Source organism: Vreelandella boliviensis LC1, assembly GCF_000236035.1.
Lineage (GTDB): Bacteria > Pseudomonadota > Gammaproteobacteria > Pseudomonadales > Halomonadaceae > Vreelandella > Vreelandella boliviensis.
In genome coordinates this window covers 199,989-226,779 of the sequence record NZ_JH393260.1, presented here as the reverse complement: position 1 = coordinate 226,779, position 26,791 = coordinate 199,989, and the positions used below count along the sequence as shown (strand labels likewise).

Genomic DNA, 26,791 nt, shown 5'->3' with positions numbered 1-26,791 from the left:
GCCTATTTAAGGCCTGTCCTTAAGACTGCGTACCGCCTACGGTCAGCTCATCTAATTTCAGGGTGGGCTGGCCGACACCCACCGGCACGCCCTGCCCCTCTTTACCGCACACGCCAATACCGGTATCCAGCGCCATATCATGGCCAATCATGGAGACCCGCTGCATCGCTTCCGGCCCGTTACCAATCAAGGTGGCCCCTTTCACCGGCGCCGTCACTTTACCGTCTTCAATTAGGTAGGCTTCGCTGGCAGAGAACACAAATTTACCCGAGGTAATATCCACCTGACCGCCGCCAAAGCTCACCGCATAAATACCGCGCTTAACGCTTTTGATGATATCGCTGGGCTCTTCTTGGCCAGCGAGCATAACGGTATTCGTCATACGCGGCATCGGCAGGTGGGCAAAGGATTCACGCCGCGCATTGCCTGTGGGGGCCATGCCCATTAAGCGAGCATTGAGTTTGTCCTGCATATAGCCGGTCAAAATGCCGTCTTCAATAAGCGGCGTGTATTGGCCCGGCGTGCCTTCGTCATCAACGCTCATGGAGCCACGGCAATCCGCTAGCGTTGCATCGTCGACAATGGTTACGCCTTTAGCGGCCACACGCTCGCCCATCTTACCCGCAAAGGCGGAACTGCCTTTACGGTTGAAATCGCCCTCCAGGCCGTGGCCGACGGCTTCATGGAGTAAAATCCCCGGCCAGCCTGACGCCAGCACCACCGGCATTTGCCCAGCGGGCGCATCAATAGCTTCCAGGTTGACCAGCGCCTGACGAACGGCTTCTTTAGCGTACTGCTCTGCGACTTGATCATCGCGCAGTTTGGCCATTGAGTAACGACCACCACCGCCCGCGCTGCCGCGCTCACGGCGTCCGTTCTTAACCGCAATCACGCTGACATTAAAGCGCACTAGCGGGCGAATATCTGCCGCCAAAGTGCCATCGCTGGCCCGCACCAGCACCACTTCGTAGGTGCCCGATAGGGAAGCACTCACCTGACTGATGCTAGGATCTGCGGCACGGGCGACTCGGTCAGCCTGTTTTAACATGGCGACTTTGTCTTCGGCACTTAGCCCAGCTAATGGGTCAATCCCTGCGTAACGCGACGTAGCGGAAACGGGTTGAACCAGCTGCCCAGACAGGCGTTGACCACTGCGCACAATACCTGCAGCGGTACGGCCAGTGTCCATTAATGCATCGGCAGTAATTTGGTTGGAGTAGGCAAAACCGGTTTTTTCACCCGCCAGAGAGCGCACGCCGACGCCGCCGTCAATATTGTAGCTAGCCTCTTTCACCTCCCCATCTTCCAGCACCCAGCCCTCTTGCCAAGTACGTTGAAAATACAGATCAGCGTAGTCTATGCCCGCGCCCATGGCGTAGCCCAACCCCGTTTCCAGAGCGTCTAAGTCAAGCCCTCCAGGGGTCAACAGAAGGCCCCCAGCCGTATCTACATCACTTATATATGCGGTCATTGGGGGCCTTCTAAAGTAACCTGCGGCGAGGTCCAAGGGCCTCGCACGCGATAATGGAGTGTCGTGGCACGATCTAAAGCGTCGCCAAATAGCTGGTCAGCAAGGAACAGCGCACCGCCCACGATGGGTGCGCCAACGGCGATCGCCGCGATCGGTAAACTTTGCGTCACTGGTAGTGTGACGCCAAGCCGTTGGTCAAGTTCACGCGACACCAGGTCGACACTGCCGGTGAGCGTTAGGGTGGTGGCCGGGGCATCAATTTGCAATGGCCCGCGTAGCGTCAGCAGTCCGCCGGTAATATCAGCGGTGCCCTTGACACGGTCAAATGCCGTGCCCCGGCCGGTTACGTCGGAAAAATCCAGGCGTAGACGGCGTAAAATATTATCAAAATTGAGCAAGCCGATTAAACGCGCGGGCGCCGACTCCAGGGTGACAAAGCTGCCATCACGAATATCGGTACTGATATAGCCATCCGAGCGACTTAACTCCAACTGCCAGGGCGCCCCCGGCCAGTCAAGCGAGGCGACCACATCGGTACTACGGCTGCGCATGGCCACCGGCTGGTCAAGGCGCTCAAGGGCAGTGCCGATATCCCCACCCTGAATCGTAATGTCTGCGCGGGTATGACTCGAAACAGCATCCCCTTCCCAGTGCAGCTCGCCGCGCGCCGAGAGCTGGCCCAGGGTTAAGCCGACAGGAGTAAGCGAAAAACGCTCACCGTCGGCTTTCCAGTAGGCCGTCAAGGGGCCAAAGCGGCGCGGCCCCATGGCAATTTCGGCTAAACGCAATCGCCCATTGGGTACATCGGCCAGCCAATCCGGAATGGCCATAGCTGCCTGACGCTGAGTTTCGACTGATTGCATCCAGGAGTCGGGCATCGGTGCATCGCTGTCATGCTCGACATTGGCTAACGCCAGCAAGCGATCAAGCGCCAGCGCTTCAATGGTCATATCTAACGGTTGCGGAGATTGAGCATCGTACGCCAACCGCCCGGTAACCAGATTACCGCTTAGATCCAAATCGATCAGTCCCGCGTTCATGCTTCCCGAGGCGTTAAGACTGCCTAAGCACTTGTCTTGGTAAACCACGCAGGGGGTCGTTACCGAGACAGCCAACGGCATTTGAGTTCCTTCGCTTGACGGCATGGGTGCCCCGCCTGCCATTAGTGGTGATATCGCCTGCTGCCACGCTAGCGGGTCAAGTCGCGGTACGGCAGCGTCGAGGCTAATCCCTGGTTGGTAAGGCCAGCCGGGTAGACGCTCCGCTTGGATGCCTAAATTTAGCGTACCGGCAAACGCGCCGTTAAGCTGCTGTAGTCGCGCAGAGGCGATATCGGCTAGACGAGTTTCGATACGTTTTGTGTCTATATCGGCGGTTAGTGTCCAGGGCCAGGCCTGCTGTGGCGATTTTGCAAAGGGCTCGGGTAGATGGCTGGTGACGCCGACTAAACGACTCTCCAAACGCAGGGTGGGCGTTGGCGTTAAAGCAACACTACCCTGCCACTCTAGCGCCCCTTCTAACGGCATACGCCCTTGACTATGATCTAACCCAGCAAGTCCGAAAAGCGCAGCGGTAGCGACACTCCCCCGCAGTTGTATGTCGTCGCTTTGAGTATCAATATCAGCGTGGATAGAACCCCCAAGCAACTGACCACTAGCTTCACCGACGAGACCTGAACCCTCCCCATCTTGAAGCCAGGCTAGATCACCTTCGACCGATTGTAGACGTAGGTCGAGCGGTTGATATACCACTTCCGAGAAACGCGGTCGGGCGTTAATTTCCAGTTGAAGCGCCTCGAGGTTTTCTAACGGCAACGACAGCGCAATATCGCCGTTAACATCACCCGTAACGCGCAAATCACTTAGTTGGGAAAGGTCAATCTCGGGCATCGCCTGTAAAAAAGAGATCAACGCGGGCCCGTCCGATGTTAACTGACCCGAAAGGTTGAGCGTCTCATCCTTCATCACCACTTCGCCCTCTGAAGCGGTGATGCCATGGCTCTGGGCATTATCGATTTCAGCCTCTAACACCCTGTTCTGCCACTTTAGGCGCCCCTCGACATCGTCAAGGCGCGGCCAACCGGGCGCGATAGGCAAATGTCCTTGGGTAACCGCCAGCGCGAGAGTCGCGGTAAAGTCCTTGGCGGTCGCTCCATCTCCTAATGGCTGGCTTAGCTGCAGCGAGCCCTCGCTCACATAGCCACCTATATCATTGAGCAGCCACTCCTGTAGCTCTTCATCCATCACGCTTAGCGGCAACCACTGGGCCAATGGGCGCTCTAGGGCATCCACGTCACTAAAATTAAGGTCTAAACCAAAATGCCCTCGCTGATTACCCGTTACCAAACCAAAGCCACCCTCTATCTGCGCGCCATCCCAGTCGACGCTTAGGCGCTTGCCACTCACCATGGTATTTGGCCCATCGTATACCCACTCTACTTCGCCTTCAGCACGTCGCAGCTGCATGGGAGCGGCAAAAAACTCGGGGAAATAGAGGGTGCTATTGCCGTTACTGCTAAACAATACGCGGCCGCGTAAATCCCGCGCCTGCACCCAGGCGTCCAGCGGGCCACCGCCCGGCGCCTGCTCCCAGGGAGAAACCTCCACACCGGTTATCGCTGCGTCGACCCCCCAGTGGCCATCCTGCTGCCCCACATGTAACCCCTCGACCTGCCCACGGGGGGCGAGGGTTTGCAATACTCGCGTGACGGACTCGGGGAGCAGTACATAGTCACGCCAAGCAGTCAGCGAGGCGAGCTCAAAGGCACTGGTGCGTACTTCCCACTCTCCAGGCTGGTGAGTGGCGTGCCAGTGGCGTGGCAAAGCCGGCCCAACACTGCCGCCAGGGGGCTGGGCCCACTCCACGCTATCCGCATCGCCGCTTAGCCACGCCTCGCCCCCTTCGCCGTCGCGCTGCCACAAGCCATTGGCCTCAATGTCTCTTAACACCGCGTACTGGACGTTATGGCGAAGCGTCAACTGTGGAACGTCGACAGCGATCCGGGCTTCTTCAAGACGCCCGACACTCCAGCGTCCCCACAGCCGTGCACTGCCCCCGGCCTGCTCTAAATAGGCGGCATGATCAGGCCGAAACATATCTGCCAGCACGACTAATTGATCAAGCTGAATATCCAGCTGCAGCGCTGCCGAAAAATCGCTAAACCCATGTCGGCCGGGCTGCATTTCGACTTTCATTTCTGCCGCGGGCAGGGCCACTTCGCGCGCTTGTTGTAGCGATTGGGCAATATTGATGGCACCCTCGAGCCGGGTACGCCGCTCATCGCCAGTCAGTAGCAGCGTTTGGGCATGTAGCAGCACGGTGTCCTGCTTTCCATGCAGCACCACGCGAGTGTCATCCACCCACAGACGTTGGCGTAAAATCAAGCCCGCCCAGCTATCAATTGTGGCCAGGTCCACGTCGGGCTCTGCCTCCATCAATAGCGGTAACACCGCGGGCTCGGGCCACTGCCACGACGCCCCCGTGCCTTGATAAAGATGAAACTGTGTACCGCTTATGCGTGCGTCGCTAAAAATCGGGGCCATATTGACAAGCGACTCCCAGATATCCAAGCGCAGTCCCGCCCGCTCCAGGGAAAACAGCGCTTGTCCATCAGGGGTTTCCGCATTCACACCGTCCAGACGTAACAGTAGGTCGCTACGGGCTAGCGAAAGCGATAAGCGCTCGATGGTCACCGGCACGCCGATACGCGCCTCGAGCAGCGCTTCAATACGGGGGGTAAGGGCATCGGATTGGCTGATCGCCAGGCGGAGCAGCAACAGCAGTACGGCCGCGCTGCCCAGACACCAGGCTGCTATCAGCAAACTCCAACGCACCAGCGAACGAGTAAGCATGGTTACATCAGCACAATATCGTACTGCTCTTGGGAGTAGTGTTGCTCAACCTGAAAGCGAATCGTTTTATTGATAAACGTCTCCAGGTCGGCCACCGACGCGGACTCTTCATCCAATAACCGATCAACAACGGGCTGCGATGCAAGCACCATATAAGTTTCAGCGCTGTAAGCACGCTCTTCGCGCAAAATCTCACGAAAGATTTCGTAGCAGACGGTTTCGGGAGTTTTAAGTGTACCTCGGCCGCTGCAGGTGGGGCACGCTTCGCAGAGCGTTTGCTCCAGGCTTTCTCGGGTGCGTTTACGGGTAAGCTGAACAAGGCCAAGCTCGGTGACGCCGGTACACTTGGTTTTGGCGTGATCGCGCTCTAAGGCTTTCTCCAGTACACGCAATACTTGACGCTGATGTTCAACATCAACCATATCGATAAAGTCGATAATGATAATGCCGCCCAGATTGCGCAACCGGAGCTGGCGGGCAATCGCCGTGGCCGCCTCAAGGTTGGTTTTGAAAATGGTCTCTTCTAGGTTGCGATGACCGACATAACCACCAGTATTAACATCAATGGTCGTCATTGCCTCGGTAGGATCAATCACCAGATAGCCACCGGACTTCAACTGTACCTTGCGCCCCAGGGCTTTCTGGATTTCATCTTCGACACTGTAGAGATCAAAGATGGGCCGCTCGCCGGGGTAGTACTCAATCCGCTCAACGGCATCGGGCATAAACTCTTCGGCGAACTCGACCAGCTTGACGAAGTTTTCCCGCGAATCGATACGCACTTTTTCAATATCGTCGCGCATTACATCGCGCAGGGTGCGCATAAAAAGCGGCAAATCATCATAAATCACGCTTTGTGGCGTCGCGGTCACTTTACGCTCGCTCACCTTGCGCCATAGCCGCAGCAGAAAGTGCATATCGCCTTTTAGCTCTTCGTCACCTACGCCTTCCGCGGCAGTACGAACAATAAAGCCACCCGTCACTTCCAGCGTCTGCTCCGCCACGCTGCTATCCAGCAGGGCTTTTAACCGCTCGCGTTCGCGCTCATCCTCAATACGCTGCGAAACGCCGTGATGGGGCGAATCGGGCATATACACCAAATAGCGGGAAGGGATCGACAGGTGCGTGGTTAAGCGCGCACCTTTACTACCAATAGGGTCTTTGGTGGCCTGCACCACCAGCGCCTGGCCTTCATGCAGCAACTGGCCGATAGTCTGCTGCTCATCGAGCGGTGTGCCGGAAGGCATCACTTCGTGTGCATGAATAAACGCCGCCCGCTCTAAGCCAATATCAACAAAGGCAGCATGCATTCCAGGCAGCACACGAACGACTTTGCCTTTGTAGATATTACCCACGATGCCACGCCGACGGGAACGCTCGATCAGTGCCTCTTGCAAAACGCCATTTTCAACCAGCGCGACGCGGGTTTCCATTGGCGTTAAATTGATGAGAACTTCACCGCTCATGCAAAATTCCTTATTGGTTGACGTATTCCTTGCCAGCGATACAGGCGGCGAATCCCTCTATTCAAGGGAGTTAAACGCGCTGCCAGATAGGAACTCCCTGTCGGCGTAGCAAGTGCGTCGTCTCAAACAGCGGTAACCCTACCACTGCCGAGTGACTGCCTTGAATCTGTTTTACAAATATGGCGGCCAATCCCTGTATTGCGTATCCGCCAGCCTTATCAGCGGGCTCGCCGGTGCGCCAGTAGGCAGCGATTTCATCTGCGCTTATTTCACGCATCGTCACCTGGGTGGCCACGCAGCAGGAGAGCACCCCCTCTGGCCCACTCACCGCCACGGCGGTAAGCACCTCGTGACACCGCCCCGAAAGCAGCCGCAGCATCTCGGCGGCCGCATCAAAATCCACCGGTTTACCTAGAATACGCCCATCCACAACCACAGCGGTATCTGAACCTAGGGTCGGCAAGTTAGTTAGCGGGACCGCCGCCTCGGCTTTGGCAACCGCTAAGCGCTGCACATACGCTTGAGCCGTCTCACCGACCAACGGCGTCTCATCGATATTACAGGGGTGAACCGTGACTGGCACACCAATGGTTGCCAGCAAGGCCCGTCGACGTGGAGAGGCCGACGCTAAGCACAAAACAGGCGCAGTCATGAAGCGGCCAACCGACGTTCTAATGCCTGGAACATCGTCGCTAGCCACGGCCATAGCAACGCACTGATCAACGCGGGAATTAAAAAGGCTAAATGAATCGAAAAATCACCGATGATAGTGCGCAGCCACTGGGCGACTAACTGCATCAAGCCCAGCAGTACCAGTACCAGTGCCGACTGCTGCACCAGCGAATAGGCCCGAAAACGGGGGTACACCAGGGCACAAAGAAACGCCAAGAGTGCATAGATTAGCGCGTGCTGTCCCAGCTCAGTGCCTTCAATTAAATCCATCAAAATGCCCAGCACAAAACCATGAAAAACGCCGACCCTGTCGGGCGTGCGCATACACCAGTAGATCAGCATAAGCCCCAACCACTCGGGGCGATATACCTGCCAACCATCGGCTAGCGGCATCACTTGCAAACATAACGCCAGAAGCAGACTTAGCCAAATAGCTAAAATAGGCACAACCGGTGCACGCGCCATCAAGGCACCTCTTGGTCGGGATTAACAAGCTGAAGCGAAGAGCGTAAAGCCTCTGATGAGATATCCAGCGTCTCATCCCATGCGTGTTCATCCACCTCCGTTCGAGGAGGAGGAAAAAGCAGTAAGAAGTGGCGTGAGCGCTGCAACTGTGCCATTGGTTCGGCCGTAACACGGGCAAAAGGCTGTCCAGGGTCGTGATAGACCTCGGTAACACGTGCTACAGGGTAACCTGGAGGGAAGCGTCCAGCTAAGCCTGACGTTGTCAGTAAATCACCTTCACGAATATCCGCCGTATCAGGCACATGCATCACATTAACGCTGCTGTAACGCCCTGCCCCCTGGACAATAAAGCGCAGTCCATTGCGGTTTAACTGAACCGGCAAAGCGTGACTGGCATCGGCTAACAGTAATACACGACTGGAGTAGGCAGAGACCGCAGTAATTTGCCCCACCAAGCCAGAGGCATCAATGACCGGCTGCCCCACGTAGGCGCCATTGCGATGGCCACGATTAACCACCATCTGATGACTAAAGGGATCATTATCCAGCGACAGTAGCTCAGCCGTGATATAGGGAGTATCACGTCGCTTAGCCGCTTGCAGCAATTCGCGCAGCTCGCTGTTTTCCGCAGTCAAATTTGCCAACCGTTGACCACGATGGGAAAGGGTAAGAATCTGCTCACGCAGGCGGCGGTTTTCATCCACCAATGCCTGCTGATCAGAGAGCGCAAGCGATCCCCAATTCAACAGGTCGCTAGGCACACTAACAACCCATTGAATAGGGGCAACGACCATCGACAATTGTGCACGCACTTGTTCCATGCGCGTGAAATGCAGGTCGACAAACATCAATGCACTGGCAGCCAAGGCGCAAAAAAACAACCGGTAGCCCGGCAATGGCCCGTGCGAAAACAGCGGTTTAATAGGCAATCCCCCCGCAATTAACCGCTGCGATTAGTCGCTCGACAGCAACTCAAAGGTGTGCTGATCAATCATTTCCAGCGCTTTACCACCACCGCGAGCAACGCAGGTCAACGGATCTTCGGCAACGATCACCGGTAGCCCCGTCTCTTCAGCGATAAGCTTGTCCAGATCGCGTAACAGCGCACCACCACCCGTTAACACCAAGCCTCGCTCGGCAATATCAGACGCCAATTCAGGCGGTGACTGCTCAAGGGCGCTCTTAATGGCGGCCACGATAGACCCCAGCGTTTCTTGCAACGCTTCCAGGGTTTCGTGGGAATTAAGCGTAAAGCTGCGCGGGATACCTTCGGCTAGATTACGACCACGCACATCAATTTCGCGTAGTTCGCCACCGGGGTAGGCGCAACCAATTTCTTCTTTAATGCGCTCAGCTGTCGCCTCACCAATCAGGCTGCCGTAGTGCCGACGCACGTAGGCTGTGATGGCCTCATCAAAGCGGTCGCCACCCACCCGAATGGATTCGGAGTAGACCACGCCATTGAGTGAAATAATCGCGATTTCAGTGGTACCACCACCGATATCCACCACCATCGACCCCTGCGCTTCATCAACCGGAAGGCCTGCGCCAATCGCCGCCGCCATGGGTTCTTCAATCAAGAACACCTCGCGGGCACCGGCACCTTCTGCTGACTCACGAATTGCCCGACGCTCTACTTGCGTTGACATGCAAGGAACGCACACCAGCACACGTGGACTGGGGGTTAAGAAGGTGCTTTGGTGGACTTTACGGATAAAGTGCTGAAGCATCTGCTCGGTGACGGTGAAGTCGGCAATAACGCCATCTTTCATGGGCCGAATCGCGGTAATATTACCCGGCGTACGCCCCAGCATTCGCTTGGCATCAGTACCAACTGCCGCGACGCTGCGCATATTGCCAGATTGGCGGATAGCAACCACGGACGGCTCATCGAGCACGATGCCGCGACCGCGTACATAAATCAGTGTGTTGGCCGTACCCAAATCGATCGATAGATCGCTGGAAAACAGCCCCCTCAAACGTTTAAACATGGATGTTGTTACCTAGTGCAGACCGGGAACCCTGTGCGGATGCAAACGGTATCACCGCAACCCCTTGGCAGCAAGCACGAGTCGCGCCTAACACTGCCCGTAAAGGCCAAGATGTGGTACCTTTTGCGGCTATTTTCCACGTCTGCCACACAAGACGTTTTTTTGATATCGGTATGTATACCGCCTAAAGCGGATTATGTTCCATCACATTTACGAGGAAATATCGATCATGGCGCTTGAAGAATCTCATGTGCGCCGGGCCGCTCACTTGGCCCGACTCGCCGTCAGCGATGACCAAGCCAGCGGCTTTGTAGACGACCTAAGCCAGATTCTGGACATGGTCGACCAGCTACAAAGCCTCGATACTGAAGGCGTTATGCCGCTCGCCCATCCACTCGATGCGACCCAGCGACTGCGCGCCGATGAAGTGACGGAAACCAACCAGCGCGACACTTTTCAGCGCTGTGCTCCGGCAGTGGAAAATGGCCTGTACCTCGTACCACGCGTCGTTGAATAAAGTTAAATGAGATCGATGAGTAACGACGCACAAGCAATAATTCAAGCCACCACTATTGCCTCTTTTTTTCTCTCCTGAACGGAGCTTCTGGGTCATGTATGAGAAAACCTTAACGCAACTCGTCGCCGCGCTAAAAAGCGGCGAGTTTTCAAGCCGCGAGCTGACTGCTCACTATTTACAGCGCATTGAAAAGGCTGACGGCAAGCTAAATAGTTTTATCAGCGTGACCGCAGAGCAAGCGCTGAAACAAGCTGAAATAGCCGACAACGAACGAGTGGCTGGCAATGCCAGACCTCTTGCGGGCATTCCCCTGGCACTGAAAGATATTTTCTGTACTCTGGGTGTGAAAACCAGCTGTGGCTCGAAAATGCTGGATAATTTTATCGCCCCCTATAACGCCACCGTGGTTGAAAAACTCAATGCGGCGGGCACTATCAGCCTGGGTAAAACCAATATGGATGAGTTCGCCATGGGCTCCTCCACCGAAAATAGCTATTATGGCCCTGTCAAAAATCCTTGGGATCTAACGGCGGTGCCTGGCGGCAGCTCTGGCGGAAGTGCAGCTGCAGTCGCGGCTGGCTTGGTGCCCGCTGCAATGGGCACCGATACTGGTGGCTCGATTCGCCAGCCCGCAGCGTTTTGTGGCATTACCGGTTTAAAACCCACCTATGGCCGCGTGTCGCGCTTTGGCATCATTGCCTACGCCTCCAGCCTTGACCAAGCAGGCCCGATGGCACGCAGCGCTGAAGACTGCGCTCATCTGCTGGGTGTTATTGCTGGCTATGATGGCCGCGACTCCACCAGCGTTGCCCGTGGCGTACCTGACTATGTGGAGGGTCTTAATGCGCCGCTCTCGGGCCTCAAGATCGGACTGCCGAAAGAGTATTTTGGCGATGGTTTAGACCCTGAGGTCGAAAAAGCCGTCCGTGAGGCGGTAAAAGTCTACCAGTCCCTAGGTGCCACGGTGCGCGAGGTGAGCCTACCGCATACGCACTATGCGATTCCAGCCTACTACGTGATTGCTCCTGCGGAAGCCTCTTCCAACCTTTCCCGCTACGACGGTGTGCGTTTCGGTCATCGCTGTGACAACCCCAGCGACTTGATTGACCTGTATACACGCTCCCGCGCAGAGGGCTTTGGCGAAGAGGTAAAACGACGCATCCTAATTGGCACTCACACGCTCTCTGAAGGCTTTTTTGACGCCTACTATACCAAAGCCCAACAGGTGCGCCGTTTGATCCGCCAGGACTTCCTGGACGCCTTTGAAGACGTCGATGTGCTGATGGGCCCCGCCTCGCCCACGCCAGCTTTTGACCTGGGTGCCAAAAAAGATCCGGTGTCGATGTATCTGCAGGACATCTACACCATCGCGGTAAACCTGGCGGGCATCCCCGGCATCAGTGTACCGGCTGGTTTTGTTGGCAGTCGCCCGGTAGGCCTACAGATTCTTGGCACCCACTTTGCCGAAGCGCAACTGCTTAACGTCGCTCACCAGTTTCAGCAAGCGACCGACTGGCACTTACAACGTCCTGCCTTTGCTGAGGAGTACGCCTAATGCAATGGGAAACCGTGATTGGGCTTGAAGTCCACGTTCAGCTCGCAACGCGCTCAAAAATTTTCTCTGGCGCCTCAACGGCGTTTGGCGCTGAGCCAAACACCCAGGCCTGCGCGGTGGATTTAGGCCTGCCCGGGGTACTGCCGGTGCTTAACGAGCAGGCTGTGGCCATGGCCGTGCAGTTTGGCCTGGCAGTGCATGCGGACATCGCCGAAGTCTCGGTGTTTGACCGTAAAAACTACTTCTACCCCGACTTGCCCAAGGGCTATCAAACCAGCCAGATGTACCACCCTATCGTAGGCCCTGGCGACGTTGAGATTACTCTAGAGGATGGCAGCACAAAGCGCATCCGCATTCACCATGCTCACCTCGAAGAGGATGCCGGTAAATCACTGCATGAAGATTTTCATGGCATGACCGGTATCGACTTGAACCGGGCAGGCACACCTCTGCTGGAAATCGTCTCCGAGCCGGATATGCGTAATGCCAAAGAAGCTGCGGCGTATCTCAAGGCGATTCACTCAATCGTTACCTATCTGGGCATTTCTGACGGCAATATGGCGGAAGGCTCAATGCGTTGCGACGTTAACGTCTCAGTACGCCCCCAAGGCCAGGAAGCCTTTGGTACCCGTGCAGAAATTAAAAACGTTAACTCCTTCCGTTTTGTCGAGCGCGCGATTGCCTTTGAGGTTGAGCGCCAGATAGAGCTGATCGAAGATGGTGGCAGTGTCGTTCAGGAGACTCGCCTGTTTGATCCTGATCGTGATGAAACACGCAGCATGCGCACCAAAGAGGAAGCCAACGACTACCGTTACTTCCCCTGCCCCGACCTGCTGCCGGTGGTGCTAGACCAAGCCTACCTGGACCACCTGCGCGAACAACTGCCCGAACTGCCTGCGGATAAACGCGAGCGCTTCCAGAACGAGCTGGGCCTGTCTGCTTATGACGCCAACGTCATCTCCGCCAGCCGCGATATGGCCGAATTTTTTGAAGCCGTGCATAGCGAATGTGGCGATGCCAAGCAGGCGGCTAACTGGGTCCAGGGTGAGCTTTCCGGGGCGCTTAACCGCGAAAGCCTAAGCATCGCCAATAGCCCGATCTCTGCCCGCCAGCTAGGCGAACTGATCAGCCGCGTGCTGGACGACACCATTAACGGCAAAGCCGCTAAAGAGGTCTTCCAGGCGCTGTGGAATGGCCAAGGCGAAAGCGCTGATGAGGTGATTGACGCCAAAGGTCTTAAGCAGGTGACCGACACCGGCGCTATCGAAGCGATGATTGATCAAGTGATCGCCGACAGCCCCGCCCAGGTCGCTCAATACCGCGACTCAGAACCGGAAAAACGCGGCAAAATGATCGGCTACTTTGTCGGCCAGGTGATGAAGGCGTCACGTGGCACCGCCAATCCACAGCAGGTGAACGGCTTGCTAAAAGAGAAGCTCGACGCGCTGCTGTAGAAACCTATCAAACGGCTGCCTAGGCAGCCGTTTTTTTATTGGCACAAATCTGAACTAGGCCAACTGACTGGGCTGGGTAAACCGCTTCAACTGCGCACAACCCGCCGCCCATACCTCAGCCTCAAGCTCGGCGATGGCGGCAGTAGGAAAACCAACCCCTTGCGCCGGGCTGCCTTCTACCAACAGCCCCGCCAACTCTCCCACCAGCGGCATATGGCTGACCAGCATTATTGGCGTGCCCTCAGGTTGCTCAAGTAGCCAGTCACTTACCGCGCTGGGGGAATCATCCGGGGTAATAAAACCAAGCGTCTCACATGATGTTCCCAGCGCATCACAGAGCCTTTGTGCGGTCTGCTGCGCACGGGCATAGGGGCTGGCATAAATCCTCGGCACAGGCAGCTCACCCGCAGCGATACGCTCGGCCAGCCAGCTTGCCATTTTTTCGACTTCCAGCTCGCCATGAGGCGTTAAACGACGTGCCTGATCGGGATAGCCCGGCGCGGCCTCGCCGTGACGCATAATCAACACATCAGCCATGCCAGCCACCAGTGTTGTTATGAGTCTGGTCTCGATGGGCCTGCTGAACGGCTTCACGGGGCAGGATAAACTCGACGTCGCTACTCTGCTCGCCCATCATGAGGGTACGCGCCATCTCCTGGGCAGGCACGCCGTCAAACAACACGTGATTGAGGCCTTCCGCTAGCGGCATATAAACGCCCATTTCAACCGCTTTAGCGCAAACCAGCTTGACCGTATTCACCCCTTCTGCGACTTGGCCAAGGGCATCTACAGCCTCTTCCAGCGTGCGCCCTTCGCCCATCGCGTAGCCGACACGGTAATTACGCGACAGGTTAGACGAGCAGGTAACGATCAAGTCACCTACCCCCGCCAGCCCTAAGAAGGTCATCGGGTTCGCCCCCTGGGCGACAGCAAAGCGGCTCATTTCGGCCAAGGCGCGGGTCATTAGCATGCTGCGGGTGTTTTCCCCCATGCCCAGCGCTGCCGCCATACCGGCGGCAATTGCATAAATATTTTTCAATGCACCGCCCAGTTCAACGCCATGGCGATCGTCACTGGCGTAGACGCGAAAGTAACGGCAGCCCAATACCTGCTGTACGCGGGTGCGCGTAAGCGGGTCAGCGCTGGCAATCACGGTAGCGGTTAACTGCTTATCGGCAATTTCAGAGGCCAGATTGGGGCCCGCAATCACGCCAATGTGACTAAAACCCGTTTCCTGCTCGAGTACTTGGCTCATCAGTAAAAAGCCTTTCTGCTCGATCCCCTTGGTGGTGCTGACCAGTATCTGCTCAGGTCTCAACCACGCTTTCGCCGCTTGCACGACGTTGCGAAAGGCCTTTGAGGGGATCGCGATCAGTACTAGCTCCGCGTCAGCCAGCACGGATTGAAAGTCGGTTGAAGCCTCCACGGCCGGATTCATTGCGTAGTGCGGCAGATACCGCCCGTTACGATGCTCTTGGTTGATTTGCTTAACCAGCGCTTCGTCACGCATCCACTGACGAACGCGGGCGCCATTATCGGCGGCAATACTCGCTAGCGCCGTACCAAAACTACCGCCCCCCAGTACCGCTACATTGGTTGGCACTGCGACGTTGGTTTGCTGCTCAGCCATGATGATGTCCTAGTCAGTCCTGCAGAACGTATATCCCTACTTTACCAAAACAGACGGCCCGCTGGGGTAACCAAGCGGGCCGTCATTTACGTAGTGTGTCCTGTTAAGCAGTCAGCACACTATTCAAACGCTTCACGTAGGCAGCCGGATCATCCAAGTGGCCACCCTCAGCGATAATAGCCTGATCCAGCAGGATATAAGCTAGCTGGGTAAAGAGATCACCTTCGGCACCTTCCAAGCGCGCTACCAGCGCATGGCTGGGGTTCAGTTCAAGAATCGGCTTCACCTCGGGCAGCGGCTGACCGGCGGCTTCCATTATTCGGCGCATCTGGTAGCCCATCTCATGCTCGGGCAGCACGACACAGGCCGGAGAGTCAGTGAGGCGGTGCGTCACTTTTACTTCTTGGACACCATCGCCCAGCGCTTCTTTAACGCGCTTAACCAGATCCTCTTTGGCTTTAGCGGTCTCTTCTTGGGCTTTTTTCTCTTCTTCGCCTTCTACATCACCAAGATCCAGCTCACCTTTAGCCACATCGGCAAAGGTTTTGCCGTCGAATTCGGTGAGATGGCTCATCAGCCAGTCATCGATACGGTCAGACAGCAGCAGTACTTCGATGCCTTTTTTGCGGAAGATTTCTAAGTGCGGGCTATTTTTGGCCGCGTTGAAGCTATCCGCCACTACGTAGTAAATCTTTTGCTGACCCTCTTTCATGCGCTCAACATAGTCTGCCAGCGCATGTTCCTGGGTAGCCGTATCGCTGTGAGTTGAGGCAAAGCGCAGCAAGCCAGCAATTTTTTCGCGGTTAGACGGATCTTCGCCCGGCCCTTCTTTCAATACGCTACCGAAGGTATTCCAGAAGGTTTGATACTGCTCTTTATCCTTGGCGAGCTTTTTCAGCATGTCCAAGCCGCGTTTGGTGAGCGCTGCTTTGATCTTATCGACATTGGGGTCTTGCTGGAGCAATTCGCGAGATACGTTTAGCGACAGTTCGCGGGTATCCAGCACGCCCTTGATAAAGCGTAGATAGAGCGGCAGGAACTGTTCAGCGTCGTCCATAATGAAGACACGCTGAACGTAGAGCTTAACGCCCCGGGCGCCGTCGCGGTCAAACATATCAAACGGCGCGCGGCCTGGCACATAGAGCAGGCTGGTGTACTCAAGCTTGCCTTCGACCTTGTTGTGACTCCAGGTCAGCGGGTCAGAAAAATCGTGAGCAACATGCTTATAGAATGCCTTGTACTCATCGTCGGAAACTTCGCTCTTGGGACGCGACCATAGCGCTGTCGCCTCATTAACGGTTTCCCAGGTAGTCACTTCGCTACCTTCGATGCTGTTGCCCTCATCGTCCTTCGCCGTTTCGGTTTTCGGCATGCGCACGGGCACTTCGATATGATCCGAGTACTTGCGCACTAAACTCTGCAGCCGATAGTCGTCGGCAAACTCTTTGGCGTCCTCTTTCAGGTGCAGAGTGATTTCCGTACCGTGCTGGGCACGCTCGATATCGGCAACGGTAAACTCACCTTCCCCTTTTGAGCGCCACTCAACGCCTTCGGAAGCTTGCGTGCCCGCTTTGCGAGTGCGCACCGAAATTTCATCAGCAACGATAAAGCCCGAGTAAAAGCCTACGCCGAACTGGCCGATTAGCTTGGCGTCTTTCTGTTGCTCACCAGAGAGCTGCTTCAGAAACTCGGCAGTACCGGAGCGCGCGATGGTGCCCAAGTTGGCAATCACGTCTTCGCGGTTCATACCCACACCGTTATCACGCAGCGTGATGGTGTTGGCTTCACTGTCGTGCTCGATTTCGATACGCAGCTCACTGTCGCCTTCATACAGCGCATCATTATCAAGTGCCGCATAGCGCAGCTTGTCGCAGGCATCCGCCGCGTTTGAAATCAGCTCACGTAGGAAGATCTCCCGGTTGGAGTACAGGGAGTGAATCATCAAATTCAACAGCTGCTTAACTTCGGTTTGAAAACCTAGCGTTTCTTCGTGGTTAGCCGATTTATCAGTTGCTTGTTCGTGGGTAGCAGTAGTCATGCGCTTAGCCCTTATCAATCACGTTGAGTCATGTACCCCTGCGTGACGCCTGCAGGGGCCTAAAGTGGTTTCGTGAACTTGATATGGGGATAAGCAGCGATTTTTCAAGCAGTCGAGGTTAAGAAGCCACTGGGATTAAGAAGGCATCATATCGGGATCGGTATACTTCCATGCCCGATAGCCTACCAGGCGCTGATCGATACGATTGAGCAGCCAGCCGACAATCAGCACATCGTCGACCACGCCGATTACCATCAGAAAATCGGGAATCAGATCAAACGGCATTACCAAATAGCCCAGCGCGAATGCCATCATGCCGAAGGCCGACCAGGGAATAGGCCGAAAGTCACCGCGGATCACATCCCGGGTCATGGGGATAAACAGTTTTAAAGCGCGCACAATACGTTTTGTCGCCCAAACGCGGGATTTGAGTCGACGCAGCAACCACCAAGTGGATAATGGGGCCATCGTAATTAGATCCTTTGAGTATCTAAGCTGTCAGATCATGAGGGCTGATATTCGTTCAGTATAGCGGTTGCACCGTAAACTGCGTGGGCTGCTCCCGAGCCCAGATTAAGTGACACCGATTAACAGAGAGAGAGCACCATGTTGGTTTCGCCATTTCGCCATACCGCCCGCGTGCTATGCACCGCATTGCTGGCGGGGTTACCCGCGCTTTCCTGGGGCGCGTCAGACAGTGAGTTACGTGACGCCCTCGCTGCCGCCAGGGAACAACAGTGGTCGCGGGTTGATGAGCGCTCCATTGAGGACCACCCGCTACGCGGCTATGTGGAGTACCACCGCATAAGGGGGCAACTACCCCATGTCTCCCCCGACAGAGTGCAGCAATATATTGATCAATACGCTGACTCTCCATTAGCGGGCTGGATACGCGGCCAAGCGATTGCCAAGTATGGTCACGCGGGACGCTATAGCGACCTGCTCGCGGTGGCCGACGGTGAGCCTGCAGGCACCGCTCGGCAGTGCTATTACTACACCGCGCTGCTCGCCACTCAACCCCAGTTGGCGAGTGAGGCAGGGTTAGATTTATGGCGCGTAGGCAGCTCGCAGCCCAACGCTTGCGACCCGCTATTTGAACGCCTGCGGGCCAACGGCACTATCGATGCCACGGCTGTTTGGGAGCGCAAGATTCTAGCCTGGCAGGCGGGAGAAACGCGCCTCTCAAGCTATCTTGGCGGGCTGTTAAGCAGCCAATGGCAAACCGCACTAGACACTGTGGACAGTGTGACAGCGCGCAGCAGCGCAATTACCCAGGCGCCCTCCTGTCTAGGCCCAGAGTGTGCCGCCACGGCAAGCTTCTACCGGGCAGCCATGCAGCGCTACACCCGTGAAGACACACCGGCAGCCTTTGCCGCCTGGCAGACGCTCTCGTCGCGTTTAAACCTGCTCCCCAGTGACCGTGCAGCCATCGAAGAGGAACTGGCTTTTTATGCCCTGGTGCGCGATGTACCGGGTACGCTTAGCTGGGTAGACGGCGTACTACCGACCCTTGAGAGCGAACGTGTCTTAGAGTTGCGTGTACGCCATGCGCTGGCTAACCGGGACTGGAATGGGGTTATCCACTGGATTGCTGAAATGCCCGCTATCCAGCAGGAAAATAGCCGTTGGCAGTATTGGCTGGGCCGTGCCAATGGGCAGCTTGGCAATCAGGCAGCCGCCGAAGCACGCTACCAAAAGGCTGCGCAGGATCGCAGTTTTTACGGCTTCGCGGCAGCAGAAAAACTCGGCCTACCCTATCAATTGAACCTTGAACGCAATCATTTTGACGAAGCATCGCGCCAACGCATTGCCCAACTCCCCACTGTGCAGCGTACCGAGGCCTTGCTACGCATTGGCGAGGATGGGCTCGCCAATAGCGAGTGGCTGCACGCGGTGCAGAGCGGTTCTCCGCAACAGGCGCGAGCGCTAGCCGACTATGCCGCTCAACAGCAGTGGCATGCGCGCTTAGTGCAGACCACCATTGCCGCTGAAATGTGGGATGCCCTGGATTGGCGTTTCCCCCAGGCCTACCACGGCAGCTTTCAGCACTGGGGCCGTCTCACTGGCGTAGACCCATACCTGCTGATGGCCATTACTCGGCGTGAAAGCGCTTATAACCCTAACGCCCTTTCACCCGCAGGGGCGCGTGGGTTAATGCAGCTAATGCCCGGCACCGCCAGCCAAGTCAGCCGCGAATTGGGCATTAGTGACCCTGGCCCTTACGGTGTACTCGACCCAGAGCTTAATATCCGCCTGGGTAGCACCTATCTGCGCGACAAACTGCAACGCTACCAGGGCAATCGCCTGGCTGCCGCAGCGGCTTACAATGCGGGTCCTGGCCGTGTCGATCAGTGGCTTGGCGATGGCGTAGAGGCCTTTGATCTATTTGTGGAGAGCATTCCCTTCCGCGAAACCCGCGACTACGTGCAGGCAGTGCTCAGCTATCGGGTGATTTTTGAGAGTCTCGCCAACGGCGGCAATAGCGAAGGCGTTTCGCTGCTTAGCGATAACGAACAGCAAGTGCGCTACGACCGAGCCCTGCTCGCCCGCCGCTAAGGTCCGTCTCTACTCACCACACTACCAGCGCCCGGTTTATACCGGGCGCTGTGTTAATGCCAGCCGAATACCAAACACCACCAATACGCTGCCCGTAGCGGCGTTAAGAACTTGAGCAAAACGTGCATTGGCCAACCACTTGCCTGCACTACCCACCATTAGGACCACGCTGATTTGCCAGATATTGGCGATGATAAAATGCACCCCCGCCAGCCATAGCGACTTCAGGAGCGCAGGGTCCCCAGGGGCGATGAACTGGGGCAAAAAGGCCATATAGAACACCACGGTTTTGGGATTCAACACATTGGACAAAAACCCCTCTTTGACCGGCTGCCAGCGAGAAACGGCAGGCACGCCTTGTAGCATCCCATTAACCGGCAGCGGCTGTCCTCGCCGTGCTGCTAACAAGCTGGTAATGCCCAGCCAAATTAGATAGCCCGCTCCCACCAACTTCAGCATATGAAACGCCCAGGCCGATTGCAGCAGGATCAGTGAAATACCCAACGCAGAAATCGTGGCATGCACAAACAGGCCGCAACAGATAGCCAAGCTCGTAGTGATGCCATCGCGGATGCCGCCGCGCGCCGTATTACGAATCACCAACAGTGTGTCGACACCGGGGCTAATCGTTAGCAACGTAATCGCGACCAGAAAGGATATGAACTGCGCATCAATGAAACCTAACTGCATCATTTGTGCTTGCTCCCAACGAAATAAAAAATCTTAGGATTGTCGCTGGACGACAGCCGAGTTTACATCTAGAGTAATTGTAGCGGGTGGACAATTGAGTTGCCCGTGATTACTAAGCACGTTAAGGAAATAGAAAATGGCAACTGGCACTGTTAAGTGGTTCAACGATACTAAAGGCTTCGGCTTCATCTCTCCTGATGACGGCGGAGACGATCTGTTTGCCCACTTCTCCGAAATTCAAGCTGAAGGCTTCAAGACCCTGCAAGACGGTCAAAAAGTCAGCTTTGAAGTGACTCAGGGTAAAAAAGGCCTTCAGGCTTCCAACATCCGCCCAGCTTAATTGCTCACGGATGGACAAAGGCCCGCATTAGCGGGCCTTTTTTATTGCCTAATGGTCATCGTCCAAGCGTCACCGATCACTCTGCGACTCATCACTGGCATCAGTTTCCTGGCCAGACTCACTGCTTCCAGCCTCTCCGCCAAGCTGACCTGATGACGGCTCGACTACCGCGCCACTCTCGGCCTCTCGATTTTCCAACTCTTGAAACTGCTCTTCAAGCCGCTGCTGTGCCTCTTCAAAGCGGCGTTCGGTATCCTCAATTAAGGCGTCAACATCGGTTGCCTCGCGATCATCTTGCAAAGGCGTCCGCTCTGGCAAACTACTCTCGGTATCCCAGCTAGGCGAGGCATCATCGCTCTCCATAGGCTCTAAGGTCGGCGCCTGCTGCTCTACCTCCTGAAACTGCTCCTCTAAGCGTTGCTCGGCCTCTTCGAAACGACGTTCAGTTTCGGCAATAATCTCATCCACATCAGAGCGTGTAGCCTCACCCGGCATAGCGCCCTCCTCATTGAGCACATCCTCAGGATTAGCCGCCAGAGTATCTTCTCCAGCTTCAACCTCTTCACCGCCTGCCGTAGCATTGCCACTGGATTGGCTGTCATTAGGCTGACTGTCGTTATCCTCACGCAGTGCTTCCGCTCGCTCAAGCTCTTCAGCGGCTTGGCGGGATTCAATGTCATCCTCTACTTCTTCGGGGCTAGACATGCCTGTCGCGCTTTCAGCAGCGGCCGGTGCCTCTTCTTCGCCTGCCCCCTCATCGCGAGTCGCTTCTTCATCTGTCACCGCAGAGTTATCATCGGGTGTCACGGTGGGATCTTCCTGGGAGTCACCGCAGGCGCTAAGCAGTAGTGCCACGGCGGCGAGTACGGGTATCCACACGCGATTTGCCATTTGGTTCTTCTCCTTTATAACATTAAAAGTCTGAGCAAAGAGGGTTAAGGTCGATTGTTCGAAGAGAGCAACGGGCACTTCTCCGGTAGTAACACACGCAGCGCGAGGGGCACTACTTCTGCACAGAACTGATCATAGTAGCGCGCCTCGCCATCTAGCGTGAGTGGCCAAGGTGAATCATTCGCTTGAGTGGTCACTGTCAGTTGGGTAGTGGTGAAATTGCGCACGAACAGCCCGTCATCAGGAAAACTTTGCAGCTCGCTAATTAGCTTGGTCAGCTCTGTTACCGACCGAAAATCTTTGACCAGCAGCACGTCCAGACGGCCATCATCCAGTTTGGCTCGCGGCGCCAGCACTTGCCCGCCGCCTGATTGGCTGCCATTGCCCAGCGCCAGTAGCAATAGCGACGAACTCTCCTCTTTTTCGTCCCAATGCAGCGTGCCGCGATAGCTGCGGTGACGCCAAGCTTTTAGCGCCCCCATCAGTGAATAAGCCCCACCCCCCAGCATCCGCTTTAAGGTTTTTGGTGTCGATGACGTCACTTCAGCGCCAAAACCACCAGTGGTCATGTTGATATAGTAGCTGGTGGCCAATTCACCACCTGAGCCTGCGGTCACGCGTACAACATCAATGGGATAGGCGCTTAACTCCCTTGCAGCGGCCAAAGCAGTGCCTGGCTCCAACGGTAAACCGACAGAGGTAGCAAAGTCATTGGCACTGCCTAATGGCACAATGCCCAAGGCAGGACGTCGGTCATGGGGCAAACGCATCAACCCGTTCATTACTTCGCTGACGGTGCCATCACCACCACAGGCAATCACGTGAGTCATGCCCATGGCGTAAGACTGCTCTGCAATATCCGCAGCGTCGCCACCTTCCCAGGTAGCGCGGACAGTTATCAGCATCCCTGCCTGACGTTGTTCATTGACTGCTTCACGCAATGCCGGATTAGCGGCGGATTTACCATTGATAATCAGTAAATTGTGTTGCTGTGAATCTGTCACTGTTGTTATTCCTTTCCTTGGTTTAACTGCGTGTTCACTGCTGCGCTAAAAGCTTATGCCAATGCTTTCTCGACCACCTCGTATACATTTGAAGATAGCGGCTGTTGCTTAATCCGCTCAAGCTCAGACCGCATAAGTGCTTGGCGCGTTTCATCAAAGCGCTGCCAGCGTGTCAGCGGTGTGATAAGTCTTGCAGCAATCTCTGGGTTAAGCCGATTAAGTTCAATGACCACATCGGCGAGCAGTTGGTAACCTTGGCCATCCAAGCGGTGGAAATTTACTCGGTTCTGAGCAAAAGCCCCTACCAGCGCGCGGACTCTGTTGGGATTTTTAAGTGAAAATGCGGGATGCTGCATCAGATACTTCACCCGCTCAAGCACATCCGCCTGGGGACGCGATACCTGGACGGTGAACCATTGATCCATCACTAGCGGATCATGCGCCCACTTCTCACCGAAGGCTTTGAGTGCTGGCGAGGCCAAGTCATCGCGATCACTGTGCACCAGCAGTGTTAGCGCTTGACGCACATCGGTCATATTGTGGTCGGAAGAAAATTGCGCTTCACACAAGGCCAAGCCCTGCTCATCTTCAATCGACATAAGATAAGAGAGCGCCACGTTTTTCAGGCTACGCTGAGCAATTTGCTCCGGCGTCGGCGCGTACTGCTGCTCCGTCACATTGGCCTCATAGATTGCGAGAAACTCATCGCGCAGGGCAACGGCTAATGATTGGCGCACAAATTCACGCGCGGCGTGAATGGCATCGACATCAACGATGGGCTGCTGCTCGGCAATATACGCTTCAGAGGGCAGCGTCAGCATCTCAGCCAATACCGCCTTATCGCTCATTGGCCCGCTCAGCAGTGCTTTAAAGGCATCGACAACACGGCTGTCCATGACCTTTTCGACGCCATTTCGGTGGGCGGCAATTAAGTCATCCAAGGCCAAAAGTGCCAAACGTTGGCCCGCATCCCAGCGGTTGAAACCATCGCTGTCGTGGGTCAACAAAAAGGCGAGATCTTCCCGTGAATATGGGTAATGCAGCTTCACCGGTGCGGAAAATTCGCGTAGCAAAGAGGGCACCGGCGCTTCGGCGACATCGGTAAACACAAACGTCTGTTCATCGTCACGCAGGTGAATGACCGCATCTTTGCCTATTTTTTCGCCATTGAGCGTTAGGGTTAGATCCTGGCCCGACTTGGTACCCACTAAGCCCATACGCACAGGAATGTGCAGCGGCAGCTTATCTGGCTGGCCTGGCGTTGCAGGCGTACGCTGACGCAGCGTTAAGTGGTACTCGCCGTGCACATAGTCATACTCGCCATGGGCATCAATATCCGGTGTACCCGCCTGGGAGTACCAACGCATAAACTGGCTAAAATCTTCACCGGAGATCTCCGCCATACAGCCAACGAAGTCTTCGATGGTCACCGCCTGCCCATCGAAACGCTCAAAGTAGAGGTCTGAACCACGCCGAAAATTCTCCTCCCCGACTAAATTACGTATCATACGCACCACTTCTGCCCCTTTCTCATAAATCGTCAGGGTGTAGAAGTTGGTAATTTCGATAAAGTGGTCCGGACGAATCGGATGCGCCGTGGGCCCTGCATCTTCGGCAAACTGGGCAGTACGGAAAAAGGAGACATCTTGGATGCGCTTAACCGGTGCCGAATTAGTATCTGCCGAGAAGCACTGGTCACGAAAAACCGTGAAGCCCTCTTTCAGCGAGAGCTGGAACCAGTCGCGGCAGGTGACCCGATTACCCGACCAGTTGTGAAAATATTCGTGGGCGACAATGCCTTCAACATTTTGGAACGCTGTATCGGTGGCCGTCTGGGGATGGGTCAATACCGCTGCGGAGTTAAAGATATTGAGGCCTTTGTTCTCCATCGCCCCCATATTGAAATCATTGACGGCTACGATCATAAATAGATCCAGATCGTACTCGCGACCGTACGCCTGCTCGTCCCACTCCATGGCTCGTTTTAACGAGGCCATAGCATGCTCGGTCTTATCCAGGTTCTCTTTTTCGACCCAGATCTGTAGCGTCACGTTACGACCACTCATGGTGGTGAAGTGATCCTCTACGCTATGCAGATTGCCTGCCACCAGGGCAAACAGGTAACAAGGCTTGGGATGTGGGTCTTCCCAAGTAACAAAATGGCGACCGCCGTCCAGCTCGCCGCGCTCTATCGGGTTACCGTTAGCGAGCAAAATCGGTTCGTGCTGCTGATTGCCGATCACAGTGACCTTAAAGGTCGCCATGACGTCCGGGCGGTCGGGGTAAAAGGTAATCCGCCGAAAGCCTTCAGCTTCGCACTGGGTGCAGTACATACCGTTGGATTGGTACAGCCCCTCTAACGCCGTGTTGTCCTGCGGGGCGATCTCCACCTCGCTCTCCAACACAAACCGCTCGGGCACCTGAGCAATACGCAGGCCTTCGTCATCTAGTGCATAAGCAGAGGCATCCACCGACGTTGCATCAATCGCCAGGGAGATCAGCTTTAGGTGCTCGCCATTTAAAACAAGCGGTGCATTCGCGTCAGCCTGTGGATGTCGCTCCATCAACAGTCGCGCTTTCACACGGGTCGCGGCGGGGTCAAGATCAAACGTCAGCTCGGTATGAGTTACCCGGTAGGCGGGTGGCTGGTAGTCGCTTAAATAAACCGGCTGCGGATCAGACATAGTGCGTGACTCCTGTATAAAACGAATATTACATAATTAAAGCGGGGTGGCGGGAAGCGTAACCTCCGCTAGTCGCGGAAGTTATCGAACTGGAGTGGCAAGTCCGGCCCCTCTTCACCGCGTAGCAGCGCCATAACAGCTTGTAGATCGTCGCGCTTTTTACCCGTGACACGAACCTTCTCACCCTGAATTTGCGCCTGCACTTTGAGCTTGCTGGCTTTGATGCGCTTGACTACGTCTTTGGCTTCCGCCGCGTCGAGCCCCTCCTTGAGTGCGACTTCCTGACGCGCTTTGACACCGGAGAGCACCGGGTCTTGAACATCCATACAGCGGGCATCGATACCCCGGGCGATTAAACGGGCTCGCAGCACATCGAGCATCTGCTTAAGCTGGAAATCAACTTCCGCCTCTAGCTGCACTTTGTCGCCTTCAAGGGTGAAGCTGGCATCCACCCCTTTAAAATCAAACCGCGACTGCACTTCTCGGTTAGCTTGATCAACGGCGTTAGCACCTTCGTGCTTATCGAACTCTGAGACAATATCAAATGAGGGCATGATGTAATTCCTGACAAGACATGACCACCTATTCTAGAGCAGCCAGCACCCTAGGGGCCAATTCTGTTGCTTATTGTTGGTTTTAAGGGGGCATTATTAAGACAAATATTCACAACAGCTAGCAAATATTTGTACAAAAACTGTCTTTAGGTAGCTCTGTGGTGATGTTCAACCCACTGCGGATAGCTTAGGCTAGCGGTTTATAAAATTGACTATTGTTCAGCCTACTCTTTTTTTACCCAGGAGATACCATGAGTGACCGCGACACCCGCCACAAAGCCTCCATGGAGAAGCTTAAAGCGCGCGTAGAGGAAAAAGTCGCCGGTGCCAGCGAGCAACGCGGCCTGATTATTATTAATACCGGTAACGGAAAAGGAAAAACGACGGCCGCCTGGGGCACGGTCACTCGCGCCTTGGGCTATGGCTATAAAGTAGGCGTAGTGCAGTTTATCAAGGGGTTGTGGGAGTGCGGTGAACGCAATCGTTTGGAAGAGGATGCCAATCTAGAGGTCGCGATTATGGCCACTGGGTTCACCTGGGATACTCAAAATCGCCAAGCGGATACCGACGCCTGCCACGCAGTGTGGAAAGAGGCTGAGCGTATGCTCGCGGATCCAGACACCTATCTAGTAGTCCTCGACGAGATCACCTATATGCTCAAGTTTGGCTACTTGGAGATCGACGCCGTTAAACAAGCGCTGGAGAATCGCCCTAAAGAACAGACTGTGATTATTACCGGCCGTAATGCCCACCGCGAACTGGTCGCTATGGCCGATACGGTGACCGAAATGCAGGAAGTGCGCCACGCCTTCAACAATGGCCTACAGGCGCGTCGGGGAATCGACTTTTAAATACGCCTTATCAGTTACCAAAAAGCAATCACAAAAGAGCAATGCAAAAGGGGCAACTAAGTTGCCCCTTTTGCTCATCTGCTCACTAACGACCCGCTTGAACGCTGTTAG

Annotated in this window: 23 protein-coding genes; 7 read left to right on the top strand and 16 right to left on the bottom strand. The window is 55.5% G+C overall.

Going from position 1 to position 26,791, the window contains the following annotated elements; all coding sequences use genetic code 11:
• Positions 1-19: 19 nt before the first annotated feature.
• From tldD to KUC_RS17935, 7 genes are all read right to left on the bottom strand, one after another.
• Positions 20-1,471 carry a metalloprotease TldD gene (gene tldD / locus KUC_RS17965; protein ID WP_040481559.1) on the bottom strand — a complete coding sequence of 484 codons (1,452 nt, stop codon included), beginning with the start codon at positions 1,469-1,471 and terminating at the stop codon, positions 20-22.
• Positions 1,468-5,322 carry a YhdP family phospholipid transporter gene (locus KUC_RS17960; RefSeq protein WP_007114676.1) on the bottom strand — a complete coding sequence of 1,285 codons (3,855 nt, stop codon included), beginning with the start codon at positions 5,320-5,322 and terminating at the stop codon, positions 1,468-1,470. Before KUC_RS17960 ends, tldD begins: the two co-directional genes overlap by 4 nt.
• A 2-nt stretch (positions 5,323-5,324) precedes the next feature.
• Positions 5,325-6,788 (bottom strand): ribonuclease G, encoded by a 1,464-nt coding sequence (gene rng / locus KUC_RS17955; RefSeq protein ID WP_007114675.1) that lies wholly within the window; start codon positions 6,786-6,788, stop codon positions 5,325-5,327.
• A gap of 70 nt (positions 6,789-6,858) precedes the next feature.
• Positions 6,859-7,440, bottom strand: a complete 582-nt coding sequence (locus KUC_RS17950) for a Maf family protein (RefSeq protein WP_040481557.1) — start codon at positions 7,438-7,440, stop codon at positions 6,859-6,861.
• Positions 7,437-7,925, bottom strand: a complete 489-nt coding sequence (gene mreD, locus KUC_RS17945) for a rod shape-determining protein MreD (protein ID WP_007114673.1) — start codon at positions 7,923-7,925, stop codon at positions 7,437-7,439. Before mreD ends, KUC_RS17950 begins: the two co-directional genes overlap by 4 nt.
• Positions 7,925-8,854 carry a rod shape-determining protein MreC gene (mreC, locus tag KUC_RS17940; protein ID WP_007114672.1) on the bottom strand — a complete coding sequence of 310 codons (930 nt, stop codon included), beginning with the start codon at positions 8,852-8,854 and terminating at the stop codon, positions 7,925-7,927. The genes mreD and mreC overlap by 1 nt, the downstream gene beginning before the upstream one ends.
• Positions 8,855-8,878: 24 nt before the next feature.
• On the bottom strand, positions 8,879-9,916 hold the full coding sequence (locus KUC_RS17935) for a rod shape-determining protein (protein ID WP_007114671.1): 1,038 nt from the start codon (positions 9,914-9,916) through the stop codon (positions 8,879-8,881).
• A gap of 2 nt (positions 9,917-9,918) precedes the next feature.
• Here KUC_RS17935 and KUC_RS19825 point away from each other — a divergent pair, with 2 nt between their 5' ends.
• The 4 genes from KUC_RS19825 (at position 9,919) to gatB (ending at position 13,442) form a co-directional block, all read left to right on the top strand.
• On the top strand, positions 9,919-10,104 hold the full coding sequence (locus KUC_RS19825; protein ID WP_007114670.1) for a hypothetical protein: 186 nt from the start codon (positions 9,919-9,921) through the stop codon (positions 10,102-10,104).
• A 41-nt stretch (positions 10,105-10,145) separates the two neighbouring features.
• The gene (gatC, locus tag KUC_RS17925) at positions 10,146-10,433 is read left to right on the top strand and encodes an Asp-tRNA(Asn)/Glu-tRNA(Gln) amidotransferase subunit GatC (protein WP_040481553.1); all 288 of its coding nucleotides are present in this window, start codon (positions 10,146-10,148) and stop codon (positions 10,431-10,433) included.
• 94 nt (positions 10,434-10,527) lie between these two features.
• A complete protein-coding gene (gene gatA, locus KUC_RS17920; protein ID WP_007114668.1) occupies positions 10,528-11,988 on the top strand; it encodes an Asp-tRNA(Asn)/Glu-tRNA(Gln) amidotransferase subunit GatA in 1,461 nt (486 codons plus the stop codon).
• Positions 11,988-13,442 (top strand): Asp-tRNA(Asn)/Glu-tRNA(Gln) amidotransferase subunit GatB, encoded by a 1,455-nt coding sequence (gatB, locus tag KUC_RS17915; RefSeq protein WP_007114667.1) that lies wholly within the window; start codon positions 11,988-11,990, stop codon positions 13,440-13,442. The genes gatA and gatB overlap by 1 nt, the downstream gene beginning before the upstream one ends.
• 54 nt (positions 13,443-13,496) lie before the next feature.
• Here the strand turns inward: gatB and sixA are convergent, their stop codons facing one another.
• The 4 genes from sixA to KUC_RS17895 all read right to left on the bottom strand — a co-directional run bounded on the left by sixA (position 13,497) and on the right by KUC_RS17895 (position 17,578).
• Positions 13,497-13,979, bottom strand: a complete 483-nt coding sequence (gene sixA / locus KUC_RS17910) for a phosphohistidine phosphatase SixA (protein WP_007114666.1) — start codon at positions 13,977-13,979, stop codon at positions 13,497-13,499.
• Positions 13,972-15,072 carry an NAD(P)H-dependent glycerol-3-phosphate dehydrogenase gene (locus tag KUC_RS17905; protein WP_007114665.1) on the bottom strand — a complete coding sequence of 367 codons (1,101 nt, stop codon included), beginning with the start codon at positions 15,070-15,072 and terminating at the stop codon, positions 13,972-13,974. The genes sixA and KUC_RS17905 overlap by 8 nt, the downstream gene beginning before the upstream one ends.
• Positions 15,073-15,175: 103 nt before the next feature.
• Positions 15,176-17,110, bottom strand: coding sequence for a molecular chaperone HtpG (gene htpG / locus KUC_RS17900; protein ID WP_007114664.1), 1,935 nt, complete (start codon positions 17,108-17,110; stop codon positions 15,176-15,178).
• A gap of 135 nt (positions 17,111-17,245) precedes the next feature.
• Positions 17,246-17,578, bottom strand: a complete 333-nt coding sequence (locus KUC_RS17895) for a YkvA family protein (RefSeq protein ID WP_007114663.1) — start codon at positions 17,576-17,578, stop codon at positions 17,246-17,248.
• Between the two features lie 138 nt (positions 17,579-17,716).
• On the opposite strand from KUC_RS17895, the gene KUC_RS17890 reads away from it, so the two are divergent.
• Positions 17,717-19,666 carry a transglycosylase SLT domain-containing protein gene (locus KUC_RS17890; protein ID WP_007114662.1) on the top strand — a complete coding sequence of 650 codons (1,950 nt, stop codon included), beginning with the start codon at positions 17,717-17,719 and terminating at the stop codon, positions 19,664-19,666.
• Positions 19,667-19,702: 36 nt separating this feature from the next.
• Here KUC_RS17890 and KUC_RS17885 read toward each other — a convergent pair whose 3' ends face one another.
• Positions 19,703-20,359 carry a LysE family translocator gene (locus KUC_RS17885; protein WP_007114661.1) on the bottom strand — a complete coding sequence of 219 codons (657 nt, stop codon included), beginning with the start codon at positions 20,357-20,359 and terminating at the stop codon, positions 19,703-19,705.
• A 133-nt stretch (positions 20,360-20,492) separates the two neighbouring features.
• Between KUC_RS17885 and KUC_RS17880 the strand changes: the two genes are divergently transcribed.
• Positions 20,493-20,696, top strand: a complete 204-nt coding sequence (locus KUC_RS17880; RefSeq protein WP_007114660.1) for a cold-shock protein — start codon at positions 20,493-20,495, stop codon at positions 20,694-20,696.
• Positions 20,697-20,765: 69 nt separating this feature from the next.
• On the opposite strand, the gene KUC_RS17875 is transcribed toward KUC_RS17880, so the two are convergent.
• The 4 genes from KUC_RS17875 to KUC_RS17860 form a co-directional block, all read right to left on the bottom strand.
• Entirely contained in the window at positions 20,766-21,587 is an 822-nt protein-coding gene (locus KUC_RS17875) for a hypothetical protein (RefSeq protein ID WP_040481550.1), read from the bottom strand.
• Positions 21,588-21,631: 44 nt separating this feature from the next.
• A complete protein-coding gene (gene yegS, locus KUC_RS17870; RefSeq protein WP_007114658.1) occupies positions 21,632-22,591 on the bottom strand; it encodes a lipid kinase YegS in 960 nt (319 codons plus the stop codon).
• A gap of 53 nt (positions 22,592-22,644) precedes the next feature.
• Positions 22,645-25,275 (bottom strand): aminopeptidase N, encoded by a 2,631-nt coding sequence (pepN, locus tag KUC_RS17865; RefSeq protein ID WP_007114657.1) that lies wholly within the window; start codon positions 25,273-25,275, stop codon positions 22,645-22,647.
• Between the two features lie 68 nt (positions 25,276-25,343).
• Positions 25,344-25,829, bottom strand: a complete 486-nt coding sequence (locus KUC_RS17860) for a YajQ family cyclic di-GMP-binding protein (RefSeq protein WP_007114656.1) — start codon at positions 25,827-25,829, stop codon at positions 25,344-25,346.
• 251 nt (positions 25,830-26,080) lie between these two features.
• Between KUC_RS17860 and cobO the strand changes: the two genes are divergently transcribed.
• Positions 26,081-26,680 carry a cob(I)yrinic acid a,c-diamide adenosyltransferase gene (gene cobO, locus KUC_RS17855; protein ID WP_007114655.1) on the top strand — a complete coding sequence of 200 codons (600 nt, stop codon included), beginning with the start codon at positions 26,081-26,083 and terminating at the stop codon, positions 26,678-26,680.
• Positions 26,681-26,791: the final 111 nt, after the last annotated feature.